Origin of the sequence: Tropicimonas marinistellae (assembly GCF_001509585.1) — a bacterium.
In the GTDB taxonomy this organism is placed as follows: domain Bacteria; phylum Pseudomonadota; class Alphaproteobacteria; order Rhodobacterales; family Rhodobacteraceae; genus Tropicimonas; species Tropicimonas marinistellae.
This window is the reverse complement of record NZ_LNCI01000013.1, coordinates 82,574-98,601: the sequence shown is the minus strand read 5'-3', so window position 1 is coordinate 98,601 and position 16,028 is coordinate 82,574. Positions and strand designations below refer to the sequence as shown.

General features: G+C 64.0%; 12 protein-coding genes. 7 read left to right on the top strand and 5 right to left on the bottom strand.

Annotated elements, in window-relative coordinates:
• Positions 1 to 654 precede the first annotated feature (654 nt).
• The 3 genes from ARC39_RS22495 (at position 655) to ARC39_RS22485 (ending at position 4,062) form a co-directional block, all read left to right on the top strand.
• A complete protein-coding gene (locus tag ARC39_RS22495) occupies positions 655 to 1,701 on the top strand; it encodes a TRAP transporter substrate-binding protein (RefSeq protein ID WP_068118277.1) in 1,047 nt (348 codons plus the stop codon).
• A gap of 108 nt (positions 1,702 to 1,809) precedes the next feature.
• A complete protein-coding gene (locus tag ARC39_RS22490) occupies positions 1,810 to 2,610 on the top strand; it encodes a TRAP transporter small permease subunit (protein ID WP_068118274.1) in 801 nt (266 codons plus the stop codon).
• 3 nt (positions 2,611 to 2,613) lie between these two features.
• Entirely contained in the window at positions 2,614 to 4,062 is a 1,449-nt protein-coding gene (locus tag ARC39_RS22485; RefSeq protein WP_068118271.1) for a TRAP transporter large permease, read from the top strand.
• 20 nt (positions 4,063 to 4,082) lie between these two features.
• On the opposite strand, the gene ARC39_RS22480 is transcribed toward ARC39_RS22485, so the two are convergent.
• Both ARC39_RS22480 and puuE read right to left on the bottom strand, forming a co-directional pair.
• Entirely contained in the window at positions 4,083 to 4,574 is a 492-nt protein-coding gene (locus ARC39_RS22480; protein ID WP_068118268.1) for an ureidoglycolate lyase, read from the bottom strand.
• Complete coding sequence (gene puuE / locus ARC39_RS22475) at positions 4,571 to 5,989, bottom strand: allantoinase PuuE (RefSeq protein ID WP_068118266.1); 1,419 nt, start codon at positions 5,987 to 5,989, stop codon at positions 4,571 to 4,573. Before puuE ends, ARC39_RS22480 begins: the two co-directional genes overlap by 4 nt.
• 101 nt (positions 5,990 to 6,090) lie before the next feature.
• On the opposite strand from puuE, the gene uraH reads away from it, so the two are divergent.
• On the top strand, positions 6,091 to 6,444 hold the full coding sequence (gene uraH, locus ARC39_RS22470) for a hydroxyisourate hydrolase (protein WP_068118262.1): 354 nt from the start codon (positions 6,091 to 6,093) through the stop codon (positions 6,442 to 6,444).
• Between the two features lie 152 nt (positions 6,445 to 6,596).
• Here the strand turns inward: uraH and ARC39_RS22465 are convergent, their stop codons facing one another.
• Entirely contained in the window at positions 6,597 to 11,144 is a 4,548-nt protein-coding gene (locus ARC39_RS22465) for a translocation/assembly module TamB domain-containing protein (RefSeq protein ID WP_068118259.1), read from the bottom strand.
• The gene (locus tag ARC39_RS22460; RefSeq protein ID WP_068118256.1) at positions 11,144 to 13,021 is read right to left on the bottom strand and encodes an autotransporter assembly complex protein TamA; all 1,878 of its coding nucleotides are present in this window, start codon (positions 13,019 to 13,021) and stop codon (positions 11,144 to 11,146) included. Before ARC39_RS22460 ends, ARC39_RS22465 begins: the two co-directional genes overlap by 1 nt.
• A gap of 99 nt (positions 13,022 to 13,120) precedes the next feature.
• Between ARC39_RS22460 and ARC39_RS22455 the strand changes: the two genes are divergently transcribed.
• Both ARC39_RS22455 and parA read left to right on the top strand, forming a co-directional pair.
• Complete coding sequence (locus tag ARC39_RS22455) at positions 13,121 to 13,738, top strand: SOS response-associated peptidase (protein ID WP_068118253.1); 618 nt, start codon at positions 13,121 to 13,123, stop codon at positions 13,736 to 13,738.
• A gap of 96 nt (positions 13,739 to 13,834) precedes the next feature.
• Positions 13,835 to 14,473, top strand: a complete 639-nt coding sequence (parA, locus tag ARC39_RS22450) for a ParA family partition ATPase (RefSeq protein ID WP_068118251.1) — start codon at positions 13,835 to 13,837, stop codon at positions 14,471 to 14,473.
• 19 nt (positions 14,474 to 14,492) lie between these two features.
• Here the strand turns inward: parA and ARC39_RS22445 are convergent, their stop codons facing one another.
• Positions 14,493 to 15,260, bottom strand: coding sequence for a metallophosphoesterase family protein (locus ARC39_RS22445; RefSeq protein ID WP_068118248.1), 768 nt, complete (start codon positions 15,258 to 15,260; stop codon positions 14,493 to 14,495).
• 318 nt (positions 15,261 to 15,578) lie between these two features.
• Between ARC39_RS22445 and ARC39_RS22440 the strand changes: the two genes are divergently transcribed.
• Positions 15,579 to 15,965, top strand: coding sequence for an acyl-CoA thioesterase (locus ARC39_RS22440; protein ID WP_068118245.1), 387 nt, complete (start codon positions 15,579 to 15,581; stop codon positions 15,963 to 15,965).
• Positions 15,966 to 16,028 lie beyond the last annotated feature (63 nt).

Below are 16,028 nucleotides of genomic sequence, written 5' to 3'. Positions count from 1 at the left end.
GGCGAGCCGATCTCGTGACGAGGATGCAACAGGGGCACGCGCATGGCGCGAATAGTATACTCAATGTACAATTTTGTGGCCCGGTGGGTTGATCTGTTTTTTGAGAGGTCTATCTTGTTCGACAAGGACGAATTGCATTGAGGAGAGTACCATGCACCCGATTCATGGCTACCAGATGCTGAACGGCGTCCGGCGTCATCGCGCTCGCATCATGTTCGGCAGTATGAGGGGATTCTTCGCGCCCCTGCGCAACGTGTTCAAATCAAGCCACTCATGACGTGCGGAGGGTCGTCGGCATTACCGGCGGCCCAAGCACAATTTTTCGCCCGACGCCCTTTTCTCTCGCACGAACACAGGCGAGCCAGCGTTGCCGCTACGTTAGGTTTGGGCCAGAATTCACTGGCTGCCCGGCAATCTCGACAATAATCTTTCGCAGGTGTTGACACCGCCGCAACTTACCGGAACTTATCTCATATCGTTCCGGCGAGTTCGTCTCGTGCCGAAATGGGGAGGACACCGAAATTTCACGCCCGATACCACGGGCGCAGGTAGAATGCTGCTGGTGCCGACAGGATGTCGCCGCAGCGTATTCTCCAGAACATGAGTGCGGACGGAAGATCCGATCAGATACCGAATATCCAAGGGAGGAAATCAATGAACACCAGATTCTTCGGCCTCGTGGCCGGGACAACGATTGCCGTGACAGGTGCGGCGGGCGCCCAGGAAGCCTTCGAAATGACGTCGGCCTTCGGGAAGAACCTGCCGATCCTGGGAACCGCGGGTGTCGACTTCGTCAACAAGATCAACTCGATCTCCGAAGGCGTTGAGTTCGAGCACTTCGATCCCGGCGAGTTGGTCCCGACGCTCGAAGCCCTCGACGCTGTTTCCAACGGCTCGGTGGACGCAGCCTTCACGACCGCCGGATACTGGCAGGGCAAGATGCCGGCTGCGGGGCTTTTCGCCGCCGTACCGTTCGGCCCGGAGCCCGGCGAGATGCTGGCCTGGATGATTTATGACGACGGGCTCACTCTCTATCAGGAGATGTACGACAACAACGGCTACGACGTTCACGTGATCCCCTGCGGCATGTATGCGCCCGAGACCTCCGGCTGGTTCAAGGAGGAGATCACCTCGCTTGACGACCTGCAGGGGCTCAACATGCGCTTCTTCGGCCTCGGCGCCGAAGTGATGCAGAAGATGGGTGTTTCGACGTCGCTGCTGGCGGGTGGTGACATCTTCCCGGCTCTGGAACGTGGTGCGATTGATGCGACCGAGTTCTCGATGCCGCTCGTCGATGCGCGCCTCGGCTTCTACCAGATCGCGAAGTTCAACTACTTCCCCGGCTGGCACCAGCCCGCGACGATCTTCGAACTGCTCGTCAACAAGGACCGCTGGGAAGACTTGGACGAGCTGTCGCAGAACCAGATCAACGTGGCCTGCACCGCCAACCTGGCGACCAACTTCGCCGAAGGCGAGGCCAAGAACTTCCCCGCCATGGTGGAGAACGTCGAGAAGCATGGTGTGACCATCAAGCAGTGGTCGCCGGAGGAACTGGACGCGTTTGAAGCTGCCTGGCTGGAAGTGGCTGGCGAACTGGCCGCCGAGGACGAGCACTTCGCGAAAACCTGGGCCGACCTTCAGGAGTTCCGCGAGGGTTACAAGACCTGGTTCAACAATATCTACCTGCCGCGCCCGCGCTAATTCGCTGAACCATAACTGAAATCGACCGGATCGCAGCGGATCCGGCCGGACGCGCCGCGGCTCACCTGCCGCGGCGCGCGACACTTCTAACCCAACCGGGGATCCATAATGTCGGAGCAGCAGGAAACCGTCGTCGCCCTTTACGATCCGGGCGAAATCGGGCGCAAGGAGCACAACAGAGCGGATCGCTTCGTTGTCGGCGTCGGCAATGTGGTGGCCTGGTTGTTCCCGATCCTGATGGTCGCGATCTGCGCCCAGGTGGTGCTGCGCTCGTCAGGGCACAACCAGGCGTGGCTCGACGACCTGCAGTGGTGGCTTTACGGGATCGCGGTGCTGACCGGTGTGGCCTATGCCGTCACCACGAACAGCCATGTCCGGGTGGATATCCTGTTCGACAATTACTCGAAGGCACGGCAGACACGCATCGACATCTTCGGGCTGGTCTGGCTCTTCCTGCCCTTCGTGATCCTGTGCTGGGACATGACATTGCACTACGCGATTTCTTCGGTCTCTGCCTGGGAGCGCTCCGACAGCCCCAACGGGTTGCACAACCTGTGGATCCTGAAGGTTCTCATGAACCTCTGCTTCGTTCTGATGGCGGCGGCCGCCTGGGCCGCCTACGTCCGCATGCTTGGGCGTCTGACGCGACCGGTGCGGTGGAAACGCCTGCTCTATGCCTTTCCGTCCACGATGTATGCCGTGAACCTGGTCATTTACTACGCGCTGTGGTGGTTCACCCGGATGACCGTCTCGGAAGAGGTCGCGGACCGGGCCATCGTGAAGGAGCCCATTTTCGGTGCCTGGGAGTTGGGGAGCCAGGAAATCCCCTACACCATTCTCATTACCTTCGTCGCCACGCTGGCCCTGATCGGTTTGGTGCGGCTCATGGATCGTGGCGAGGAGGTCTGAGGCATGTTTCTTCTCGAAGCGATCGGTCAGGTTCTGACCCTGAACGAACTCGCCGTGGCGGCGATGTTCCTCACCTTCATCTTCATGCTGTTCCGCGGCGTTCCGGTGGCCTTCGCGCTCGTCGGCGTGAGCCTGATATTCGTGCTCGTGGCGGAAATCCTGCTCGACCCCTACCGCTCCGCCTTCAAGGATATCATCGAGTTCGACCGAACGGGGATCGACTACCGCAAGCTCGCCGCGCTCTCCGGCCGGCTCTTTGGCTCGACGGTCAAAAACCCGGTTCTCGTGGCGTTGCCGATGTTCATCTTCATGGGGCTCATGCTCGATCAATCGGGCGTGGCGCAACGCATGATGCACTCCATGCAGAGGCTCTTCGGCGGGCTGCGCGGCGGGTTGTCTCTGACCGTTCTGCTGATCGGCATCATCCTCGCCGCCTCGACCGGGGTTATCGGCGCCTCGGTGACGCTGCTGGGCGTCATGGCGCTTCCCTCGATGATGGCGCAGAACTATTCCAAGCCCATCGCTACCGGCACGATTGCCAGCGCGGGCACGCTGGGCATTCTGATCCCGCCGTCGATCATGCTGGTGATCATGTCCGACCAGCTCGCGATTTCGCTCGGCGACCTGTTCATGGGGGCACTCTTTCCGGGCCTGATCCTCGGTGCACTCTATATCGTCTTCATCATCATCTACGGGCTCATCTCCCCCAGTGCGATGCCGCCGCCGGAGCAGTCGGAACATGTGGGCTGGCCGGTGATCAAGGAGGTGCTGCTGGCCGTCGTGCCGCCGATGTTCCTGATCCTGCTGGTGCTCGGCTCGATCTTCGCCGGTATCGCGACGCCCACGGAAGCCTCCGGCCTCGGCGCGCTCGGTGCGACGCTGCTGGCGCTCTTCAACGGCAAGCTGAGTTTCAAGGTGTTGAAGGAGGTGAGCCGGTCCACGCTCAATACCTCCGGCTATATCGTCGGCATCTTCCTTGCCGCGAACTTCTTCTCCTTCATCCTGCGCCGCTACGGCGGTGACGAGATCGTGGAGCATCTGGTGCTCTCGGCCTTCGACAATCCCTACATGGTCGTCGGCTTCATCCTGTTCATCGTCTTCCTGCTCGGGTTCCTGCTGGACTGGATCGAGATCACCATCATCATCATGCCGCTGATGCTGCCGATCATCAAAGGGCTGGAGCTTGCGGTGCCCGGCTTCGGGGTGGTCAACGATCCCTCGGTGGTCTGGTTCGCGATCCTCGTGGCGGTGACGCTACAGACCTCGTTCCTGACGCCGCCCGTGGGCTTCGCGCTGTTCTACCTCAAGGGTGTCTGCCCGCCCGGCGTGACGCTTGCGCATATCTACAAGGGCGTGGTGCCCTTCGTGCTGCTGCAGCTGCTGGGGCTCTTCATCGTCTTCGAGGTCCCGGCACTGGTAACGTGGTTGCCATCGGTGGCCTACGGGAACTGACGGCGCGCGCCCGCGTCGGGTCAGGCTGCGGGCGCGTCCACCGTGAAGGCAGCGGTGTAGGTGAACTCCTCGAGGTTCGCACCCGGTCCGATCCGGTCGACAACGGCAAACAGACCCGGCGCATGGAGCGGCGTCAGCACCCCGTGCCATGTGCCACGGTGGAAATTGATCGCCTGGCCGGGCGTGGTGACAAAGGCACGCGGCATGCCCGGCCGGCCGTTTTGGTCAGGCGCGACGATCACCAGAAACGGGTCGAGCGCCATCGGGACGAATGCCTGACTTCCGTCGGGGTGGCGCTCGACCAAATCGAACGTGTACGGCAATTGCCGCGGTTCGGCATGAAACAGGCTGAGACCGGCGCGCCCGTCTGCGAAATCGAGCCGGGCGCGGTCGTGGAAGCGGCCGCACATCCCGGCGTTGATCAGCTTGTCCGGCGCGCCCGTCACTTCCAGAACGTCGCCGAACGGGGCGAAGGCGGCCGGTGTCAGCGGCTCGGGCGTGATCCGGCTCATGGCAGATCCATCGCTTGCAGGCGCAGTTCCGCAATCCGTTCCACCTGTCGACAGGCTTCGGCGAATTCAGCCGCGGCGTCATGTGCCAACCGGCGCTCGAAGGCCGCGAGAATCCCTGCCTTGTCGTGATCGCGCACGGCGATGATGAAGGGAAAGCCGAATTTTTCCGTGTAGCCGGTATTGAGCCGGGTGAAGGTGTCGCGTTCGCTGTCGGTCAGCGCATCGAGCCCGGCGCTGGCCTGTTCGGCCGTGCTGTCGGCGGTCAGGCGCTTTGCCTGCGCGAGCTTTCCGGCCAGATCGGGGTGCGCCCGCAAGACACCCGTTCGCTCCTCGTCGCTGGCGGAGCGAAACGCGCGCGCCAGCGCGGAATGCACGCCAATGGCCGTATCGTGTGCGGGGCCGAGTTCCAGGTCGAAGGCGCGTTCGGCGATCCACGGAGAATGCTCGAAGACCCCGCCGAATTGGGCGACGAAACTGTCCTTGTCCATCCGGCTCGGACGCAGTCCCTTGCGAGGCGGGTGCCGGTCCGCCCAATGGTGTGCGATGTCGATGCGGCGGGCGAACCAGACGCCGGAATGACTTGCCGCATGGTCGAGGAAGCGCTGGAGCGCCGCGGCACGCCCTGGCCTGCCGGCGAGGCGGCAATGCAGGCCGATGGAGAGCATCTTGGGTGCGCCGGCCCTACCCTCTGCATAGAGACAGTCGAAACTGTCCTTCAGGTAGGCGAAGAACTGATCGCCCGAGTTGAACCCCTGCGGCGTGGCAAAGCGCATGTCATTGGCGTCGAGCGTGTAAGGCACGAGGAGCTGGTCGCGCCCATCCACCTCGATCCAATAGGGCAGGTCGTCCGAATAGACGTCGGCGATGTAGTCGAAGCCGCCTTCCCGCGCTGCGATTTCCACCGACTGCATGGAGCAGCGCCCGGTGTACCAGCCGCGGGGGCGTTCGCCGGTGACTTCCCTGTGCAGCCGGATCGCCTCCTCCAGATGGGCGCGTTCGTCCTCGACGGTGAAATCCTTGTACTCGATCCACTTCAGCCCATGCGACGCGATTTCCCAACCCGCTTCCTGCATCGCCTTCACCTGCGCCGGTGCACGGGCCAGCGCCGTGGCGACGCCGTAGACGGTGATCGGGATACCTCGGGCCGTGAGCAACCGGTGCAGGCGCCAGAACCCGGCGCGTGCGCCATATTCGTAGATCGACTCCATGTTCCAGTGTCGTTGCCCCGGCCATGGCGCCGCGCCGACGATCTCCGACAGAAATGCCTCCGAGGCCGCGTCGCCGTGCAGCAGGCAGTTTTCGCCGCCCTCCTCGTAGTTCAGAACGATCTGCACGGCGATTTTCGCGCCATTGGGCCAACCTGCATGTGGTGGCTCTTCGCCGTGGCCGTGCATGTCGCGGGGGTAGCGATCCATTGCGTCAATCTCCTGGATGATTTGTGCTGCGTTGCCGCAAAGGGCTTGCCTGCCCCGTACTTTCACGCCTTCATGGGGGCGACGCAAGCCGGAGGGACCAGATGGCGGGATACCTGACAACGCATGTGCTGGACACCGCCCTCGGATTGCCGGCGGAGGGGATCGGGATTGCACTCTACAGGGTGTCCGGCAACTCCCACCGAAAGATCGCCGAGGCTGTCACCAATTTTGACGGGCGAACGGACGCGCCAATCCTCCCGGAGGGAAAATTCAAGACCGGTACCTACGAGCTGATCTTCTTCGCTGGCGATTACCTTCGCCGGACCGGGCAGGCAGGGGGAGAGCCGCTGTTCCTCGATGCGATACCGATCCGGTTTGGCATGTCGGAGGCGGTCCATTACCATGTTCCATTGCTGGTCTCGCCATACGGGTATTCGACATACCGAGGGAGCTAGTCCAGACCCGGGAAGCGGATGCGTCCGGATCGAACCGCAGGGGCCAGATCGACCCCACTTTCCGGCGTTTTGCACCATGCGCGCGGCGTGGCCACGGCGGCGCAAGATGGATTAGGTGATGGCGGAACGACTTGCGGGAACCTCGTCCCGCCCTAGTAGTCGCGCTCCCAATAGATGCCGATGGAACTGTCGCCGCTGGATGAGGTCGTGCCCTTCACGGTGAAATTCCGGGACACGTCGATATTGATGTCGATCTCCGTGTCGCCTTCGCTGTCGGCGACGAATTCCGTATAGACGTTGTCGCTGAGGTAGCGCCCGGCGCGGACTTCCGTATCGCCTTCGGCATTGGTGGCGAGATCCAGATCGTCGAGGCCCAGACCCTCCCGCAGATTTCCCAGAACGCCAATACCGCCGCGTCCGGTGAGCATTGCGACCGCATTTGCCAGCTGCACCGCCTGCAGGGGCGAAAGGTCATCGAGCCCCTTGCCGAACAGGAACTGCGCAAGCACTTCGTCTTCGGGTAAGGAGGGGGAGGAGGTCAGGTCGAACTCCGGGTCATCCACCGGGCCGGTGATCAGCGCGATGAACTCGAAATCGTCCCGCTGCGAATAGGCCTGGATGTCGAGATACGGTTGGAGTCCGCCCGCGAGGGAAACGCGGCCTTCGTCCACGTTCAGGCGTTGTCCGAGCACGTCAAGCCGACCGCGGATCACTTCGATCTCGCCGACCGGGTTGGGGGCTGCGGTCGTCCCTGTAACCCGCATCGCGCCACCCATTTCCACGTCGAGCCCGCGGCCGCGAATGTAGACCTGGCCGGGAACATTGACCCGAAGGTTCAGCCCATAGGCCGGACCGCCGCCGCCGCCACCTCCGGACGTTTCTTCCTTCTCCTTCTCCACCAGCCCGGCGCGGGTGCGGGTCAGGAAAACGTCGGAAGGTTCATTGATGTGGCTTACATTGGGGATCGCGCCGCCATACCCAAGGCCACCGTCGGGAATACGAACCTCTGTGCGCCCGACGTTGATCGTGCCGTCAATCGCCGCGTTCCCGGCCAGGGGGCCCGCGATTTCGACGCGACCGTTCAACGACGTGCGATAGAGGAGCGGATCATACAGGACGAACTCGTTCAGCGATGCGGTCAGATCGGCGTTCATGTCGCCGGTGAGCTGAAGCGATCCGTTCGCGGCGACGCTGCCGCCATCCGGTCCGTTCGCGGATGCGTCGATCTGCATCGATTCGCCGTTCAGGTTGAGCTGGACGCCAATGTCGTCGAGCGTTCGGAGCACGCCCGGGATGGTCAGGCGCGCGCCCGCGATATTGACCGTCCCGGAGACCGCCTGAAGCGACGGGGCGCCATCGATGGCGAGGTCGAAATTCGCGGTGCCAAGAACCGAAGCCGGGGTGATGAAACGATTGGCGATGCCGAGCGGTGCGCTGCCGTCGGCGGTGATGTTCATCGTAGAGAAATCGCCTGCCACGGTGCCCGCAACGGCGCTGGAGACACCTTCGGGCCCGTTTGTGGTGAGGTCGACCGCGTAGTCGCCATCCTGTTGGCGCACGGTCCCGTTGGCATCGAATCCGCCGGTAACGCCCGGCGCAAACGGCGATACGGACGGCACGGAGATGTCCAGGTCGAGCGCCGTTTCCTCAGGTGCGATCCGGCCGGTTGCATTCACGCTGGAACTGTACGGCCCTCCGGCGTCCAGCGCGACATCCCAGGCGCCAGCCTCGGCCTCGCGCGCGGTGCCGTTGAGCGAGAGCGGGCCGGAAAGGCCGCTGGCAAGCGGTGCGATATCCGGCAGGGCGGCCTCGATGGAGAGATCGGAGGCGCCGTCGCCATAGGTGCCGCCGGCGCGGAGGGTGCTGCTGTAGGGGCCGTTTGCATCGACCGAGAGGTCCCATGCACCGGAGTCGGTCTGCGCGGCCGCGGCCTGGGCGCGAAGTGCGCCCGTGAAGCCCGGCGCCAGCGGAGAAATGTCCGGCACGTCGAGCGTCACATTCACATCCGTTCCGGTGCCGCCCACCGCGCCTGTCAGGGCGGCTGTGGCACCCACGGGCCCGTCCACGTCGAAATCCACGTCCCACTGGCCACCGCCTGCCTCGCGCGCCGTTCCCGTCGCGCGGACCGCGCCGGGGAGTTGCGGCACCAGCGGCGTGATATCCGGCACCGACACATCGAGGGCCACATCGCTCTGGCCGCCACCGACCACGCCGTCGACAGTCGCCGTCGCATCGAGTGGCCCGCCTGCGTCGAAGTCGATTTGCCACAGACCGTCGCCGGCATCGCTCGCGGTGCCCTCGGCGCGCACCGGTCCAGAAAGGCTCGGCACAAGCGGCGAAATATCCGGCAGCCCGGCCGAGAGCGTGACCTTGCTCGGTGCGCCGGGCGTGATGTCGCCGACAAGGTCGAGCGCGGCCTCATACGGACCGCTGCCCTCAAACGCGGCCTGCCAGCCGCCTGCTTCGGTTTCCTTTGCCGTACCGGTCAGCGACACCGCACCGGTGTGTCCCGGCACCAGCGGTGCCACGTCCGGCAGGTCGATCTGGAGCCCGACATCCGTTGCGCCGGGGGCATAGACCCCGTCGACACCGGCCGACAGGTCGTAGGGCGCTGTCACGTCGAGGTCGAGCCCCCACGCGCCTTCCTCGCCGGTTTCCGCGGCCTGCCCCTTTACCGTCACCGCGCCGCTGTGGCCGGGCACCAACGGTGCGATATCCGGAAGGGAGAGGTCGAGCGTCACATCGCTTTCACCCGGTTTGATCCGACCGTCCACCGTGCCGGTCAGGTCCCAGGGCGCGTCGAGGCCGAGGTTGACCAGCCAGTCGCCGGGCGCGGATTCGCGGGCCTTCCCCTCAAGCGCGACGGCGCCTTCCTGCCCGGGCATCACGAGTCCGATGTCGCTCAAAGCAGCGGTGAACCCGATATCCGAATTCCCGCTGCCAACCCGGCCCTTGGCATCGGCCGTAATGGCGCGGCTGCGAAACTCGAAAATGTCGAGCTCCGTGCCGCCGGTATCGCGCCGGATGGCGGTCGAAAGGGTCACGGGCTCGGTCAGCAGCCGGTCGGCGGTTTCCTGGCCGATCGACAGCCCGTCGCCCTCGAGGTCCACCGACACGGCGAATTGACCACCAAGCACATCACCCTGTCCGGTGACCGTTGCGCTCGTGCGTCCCGTGAGTTGCTGACCGGAAATCGTCGAGAAACGGGACAGGTCGTCGGCGCGAACACGCGCCTCGCCCGAAAGCTGGACGCTGCGCCCACTGATGCGGGCGTCGCCCAGCACCGTCACACCGTAATCCGCCCCGTCCGCATAGAATTGAGTCAGGTTGAGCGGACCGCCGGCCTCCCAGGCCAGCGATGCGCCGCCGCTGATGGCCTCGCCGACCGCCTCGGCCAGCCCCGCCTCGGCAAGGCCGAGCCCCGTGGCATCGAATAGGAGGTCCGCCGTCACGGCCTGTGGGTCTTGCGTGATGCTGCCGACACCATTCAATTCCAGGCGGTCGAGGTCGGCGCTTTCGGTGTCGAGACCGTCGATGGACGCGTCCAGCGTCCAGCGGTCGCTCTGCGCCGCATCGAATGCCGCGTCGAGCTGTACCGAATCGAGGAAGATCCCCGGGCCCGCCACGGGCAATTGCACCGGCTGCCCATCGCGATGCGCCAATTCTCCCGTCAGGGCAAAGGACCGGGGCAGGCCGTCGGCGCCGATTTGCGCGGTGCCGTTCAGATCGAGGCTTTCCGCATCGAGCGTCAGATCCGAGAGATCGATTGCGCCCTCGGCATCACGATTGCCACGGGCAACAAGGCGAAGATCGTCGCCGAAGAACTCGTGGAATTCTGGTGGCAGGAGCGGCGTGATATCGCCCCCGATGTCGGCGGCGAAATCTGTGCCGCCGGACGCCGTTGCCGTTGTCGAGACGCTCCCTGCAATGCGGTCCTCGTCATCCGTACGTAGGGCAATGTCGGCGCCGAAGTCGTTGAGTGGTCCGTCGCCCTTGACGCTGAGGTCCACCGAGGGCGAGCCGGGCAGTTTCGACAGCGTGGAGATGAGCCCGCCCGCGCCTTCGACCACTTCCAGATTGATCGTCAGATTGCGGCTTTCGTTCACGAAGCCGCCCTGAAGCGCAATGAAATCGCCCTCGCGGTCCAGTCGTTCGGTGCGAATGTCGACGGCTCCCTCGCCTTCGACCAGCGTAACGGCGCCGTCGAGCGACAGGATAGCTTCCTGTCCGAGCAGGGGTTCCCCAAGTTCGGCCCGCTCGATCGCCAGCTTGTCGATCCGGATTGCAACCGGGAGCTCCGGCAGGGCAAACCCCGAGGCCTCAGCCTCCGGCGCAGCGGCAGTGGTCGTATCCGGCCCGGGAGCCGGCTTGCGCACCACGATCAATTCTGCCGCGGTCAGTTCGCGCACCGTGAGATTGCCGCGAAGAAGCGACGCGCGGTTCCAGTCCAGCACCGCATCCCTCAGGATGAGCCAGACCCCGTCCTGATCCGCAATTGTCATCTCCGCGAGGCGCGCCTGCCCGGCGAGCAGCCCCTCGAAACCACTGATCGAAACCTCACGTCCGGCGCCCGACAGTTTGTCCTGCAGAAAACGCTGGATCATCCCGCCGTCGTCGTCGTCCGCCGCTTGCGCAGACGGCATGAGCAGCACGATTGCAACGGCAGCGGCAGGCAGGGCGGCGTTACGCAGATGTTTCATCAGAAAGCCTGTCCGACACCGATATAGAGCTGGACCGAGTCCGCGTCGTCGGGGCCGCCGTCGATGGGCGTCGCGATGTCTACCCGGATCGGTCCGAAACCCGTCCTGTATCGAACGCCGATTCCACCGCCAGACATCCATTCGCCGGACCCGTCATAGACCTCTTCGGCGCCGACGTAGCCCGCGTCGATGAAGCCGACGACGCCGAGATTGCCACGGACATAGCTACGGATTTCGCCGGACAGCGCCACGTAGGAACGTCCGCCGATGATCGTATCGTCAATCTCGCCGGTTCCGAGTGACTGGTACGGCTGGCCGCGCACGGAGCCGCCGCCGCCCGCGAAGAAGAGGTAGTCCTGCGGCGCGTCGGGGATGTCCGGCCCGAAGAGGCTACCCCACTGGACGCGCCCGGCAAGAACGGTGTTCTTCCTCTCGCCAAAGCCCCAATAGGTGCGGGCGTCGATCTCCAGAAGCGCGCCGTTCTCCATGTTGTCGATCCCGGTAAAGGGCCGCAATTCGGTGTCGACATAGAAACCTTCGGTGGCGTCGAACTCGTTGTCGCGGGTATCCCACTCCAGATCCAGCGGGAAGGAGACCATGGAGTATTCCCGCTCGCCAAAGGCGTCTTCCACTTCCGAAAGGCGAAAATCGAGTCCGGCCGAGAATTCCAGCTCGTTCGAGATATGCCAGGTGAAGCCCCCGCCGGCCTCGGCCGTGGTGGCGACGTAGCCGGGCTCATCCTCATGCTCGATATACGCCCGCAGCAGCGCGTCCACGTCGGAATGGAACGTGGCCGGCCGCGAGAGGATACCGCTCAGGATATAGTCCATCCCGTTGTTCGGTGCGGTGGTGCCAATGTTCTCGATATCCAGATCGAACCGGAGGTTTTCCGCGCCACCAAGAAGGTTGCGGTGCATCCAGTAGGCATTGAAACGACCGCCCTCCTGGGTTGAGATCTCGGCGCCGAAACCGAGACGTCGGCGCTTGTCTTCCAGCACATCGGCTTCGATGGCGATCTGATCGCCGGGCCCGGCAGTCTCGGCCTCCCGCAGGGACACGGACCTGAAGGCGCCAGACCGGCGCAGGCGTTCGGCCGCGTCGTTCAACTCCTCGGGGCTATAGACCTCCCCCGTGGGAACGCCGGCGATGGCGACAACGCGCTCGGTGCGTACGCGCTCGTTACCCCTCACCACCGTCGGGCCGAAGCGAAGGCGCGGGCCGGGGGCGAGCGTGAGGTTCGACGCGACCGTCGAACTGGCGTGGTTGGCCGAAATGTCTTCGGCGGCGAGGTCCACCTTTGCGTGGCCGGCATCGCGCCAGGCGTTCGTGGCAACGCGCGCCGCATCGCCAATGACAGCTGATTTCGCGATCTCGCCGCGTGCATAGCCTTCCGGAATCTCGGTTTCGGGGGCGAGCGGCGCGACGCCGGCCTCGGAGAACTTGAACTCCGGGCCTGGTTGCACAACGATCACGGCATTGCGGACGCGGGACGGTGGTTCAAGCGGTGAGATATCGGCAACTTCACGCCCGTCGAGCTTCACGCTGATCGTGCCGCCGTAGCGGCCTTCGCTGTAGAGAACCGACAGAAGCCTTTTGTACTCAGCGCGCGCGGCTGCGAGCGTTTCGGAGGGATCGGCAGGCTCGGGCGGGGGCTGGTTCCGCCGCAACCAGCGAGTCCAGCGCGACTGGTTCTGGGAAGCTTCCTGTTCGTTCAGCTGACGCATCAGCATCGACGAAGCCGACAGCTTTTTCTCGAGCGCCTCGTCACCGCCTGAAACGGAGACAGTCACGGTGTCCAGCGCTGCCGCCGGCATGGCCGATAGCAGGAGAACGGCGAGCGCACCGGACCGTGCGAGAGAGGCGTTCGAATACCGCATTGTTAAAATGCTTAGCCTGCGATCGGTTATTGCGCCAGTGCGCTTGCACGCAGACACATGGGCTTTGGCATCCGCTTGTTACAGCGATACAACAGGCGCATGCCGGGACGATTGTTTCTCACCCGTGGATACACCGAGGTCGCCGCAATGGCTGGTTTGGAGCCGGCCGGGGGGCCGACGTATTCGCCGCGCCGCAACATCAAACCGGGGCAGGATGTTGTCGTGCTGACGCCGCAGGGATGCGCCCTGATGCGGTGGGGGATCATTCCCGTCGGGCGGAAAAATGCCCGCGGGAGACCGGTGATGGAAACGATCGTCAATGCCCGTTCGGAGACGCTGTTCGAGAAGACCGCCTTCGACGGCGTGGGACGCGGTGTCGTTGTCGCCGACGGCTGGTACGAGTGGACCGGCACGGCACGGCGCAAGACACCGTGGCGCATTCGCCCTCGGAACGGCGCGCTTCTGGGGTTCGCCGCGATCACCGACACGTGGCATGCACCGGGCGGGCAGGCGGTGCCGCAGGCCGCGATTGTCACCTGCCCGCCGAACGCTGATGTGGCGCAGGTGCACGACAGGATGGGTGTGCTGCTTGCACCGGTGGACTGGCGGCGCTGGATGGATGCGCCGGTCGAAGAGGCCCGCGGCTTGCTGCAAACTCCCGAAGCGGGCGCGCTGGAGGTCGAGGCGGCCGACGATGTGGACTGGAACGCGCCCTGAAAGCGACCGCGACCATGTCGGCCCCAGCCTATTGTGGACCGAACGTAAGTGCGCCACGATATGTTGGAGAATCGCAGGTCAGGCGTGGAGACCGAAATGGCCGGATACACGATCACCGTGGCACAACAGAAGGGCGGGTCCGGCAAGACGACGGTGGCCGTGAACCTGGCCGTCCACCTTCGGGACGCTGGGCATTCCGTTGCCGTGCTCGACACTGATCCGCAGGGTTCCATGGGGCGCTGGTTCATGACGCGGCACGAGGCGACCGGCGGCGACCCCGGGATGGAATTTTCCACCGCATCTGCCTGGGGCGTGGGCTACGAGTGCGACAAGCTGAAGAGGTCCAACGATTTCGTCATCGTCGATACGCCTCCGAAGGCCGACAGCGACCTGCGCCCGGCCCTGCGGGAGGCGGATCTGGTCATCGTCCCTGTCTCGGCCAGCCAGTTGGACCTGTGGGCGACGGAAGCGGTGCTGGAACTGATCGACCGTGCGCGAAAACCGGCATTGACGGTATTGAACCGCGCCCGCGCCGGCACGCGGTTGTCCGGCGAGATTGTCGCCCAGATGCAGGACCTCGCCGCGCCGGTCGCAGAAACCGTTCTGGGAAACCGGGTGATCTTCGCGGAGGCGCTTGGTCAGGGCTTCGGCGTCACGGAACGGCAGCGCACGAGCGCTGCGGCGAGCGAGATCGCCGCGCTGGCAGAGGAAATTGTGGTGATGTTGCGGGTCTGATCCCGCGCGACCGCCCTCTTTAGCCGTTCATGACATCAACGGAAATGAGCTTCACGCCGTCGTCGATCCGCGCGGCAGTGAGTCGTCCCGAGTAATAGGCGCCGGTATCGAGGCAAATTCTGCGTTGGGTAACAACCGGTTCGGGCGCATCGTAGTGACCGTGTACAACAAGGAAGTCGTCCACGCCGTCCATCTCCACGAATTCGGAGCGTCCCCAGAGCATCGCTTCCTCATCCAGCTTCATCGGATTGCTCGGGTCCACGCCGGCATGGGTGCACAAGACGTTTCCGGAGAGATACGACAGCGGCAGCGTGCGCAAGAAATCCGCGTGCCGCCCCATGTGTTCGCGAAGCTGTGCGGCAGTGTCGCGCAACTTGTGCCGCGGTCCGTTCACGGAAGGGATCGGCACGTGGTAACTCGCCAGTGTCTGCAAGCCGCCGAACCGAAGCCACGAACGATTCCCCTCCGGGTCGTCGAGGAAGTTAAGCAGCGCCACCTCGTGGTTGCCCTTGAGCATGATTGCGTCGTCGCCGAAATGGACCAGGGCCTCAAGCACGTCGCGCGAGCGGTCACCACGGTCGACATAGTCTCCAAGGAAGATCAGGCGCGGCTTCCTGCCATCCCTGGGAAGCGAATCGTGGTCTTCCGCGAGCTTGGCCATCAGTGCCTTCAGCAGGTCGAAACGGCCATGAATGTCGCCGACAACGTACAATCGCTCGTCCGGAGCAGGAAGCTTCGGCGGACCCAATTCCCTGGGCGTTCGTCGGTGCAGAAACCTGCGGATCATCTTGGCCTCAAGTCATCTCCCTCGCTGGGGGATCATTTTTGTAGCGATTGCGCAATATATAATACCCTTATCACGGTTAAGAAAACCGGCTCACCGCAAAGTCGCTGGAGTGCGCTATCAAGACGTCGTTATGGTGTGTCGCAAGCCCGGCAACAAGAGGCGCCGGCCCTTCGGCGCGGCCGTGGAATGGAACAACATCGTGAACTGCGGACTGCGCGTGCGCTGAATGGATTGCGCGCCCCGTTCGGCGGCATTGCAGTCAACGCGCTTGAACCGGACCGGTGATCCGTGACATGCCCGCATCAGCCTGGAGGCCAAATGAACGATCCGGATACGCCACACGGCGAGTTGACTCTCCGTACACTCGCGATGCCTGCCGACGTGAACACCAACGGTGACATTTTCGGCGGCTGGGTGCTTGGCCAAATGGATATCGCAGCCGGGATCACGGCGCGGGATCGGGCGAATGGCCGCGTCACAACGGTCGCCGTCGATGCGATGAAGTTTATCCGGCCAGTCAAGGTTGGGGATGTGTTGTGCATCTACACGGAGGTTTCGCGTGTCGGTCGCAGTTCTATGGGAATCGGTATCGAAGCCTGGGTGCGGCGCGGCGGCTATAATGCCCGAGAAAAGGTGACCGAAGCGATCTTCACCTTCGTCGCCATCGACGAAAATGGCCGGCCACGCCCCGTTCCCGCAGAATGAACGCCTTTGCCAGAGACCGCGCCCAGCCGCATCGCCCTGTGAGTGTCCGGGCAATGCGAGAGA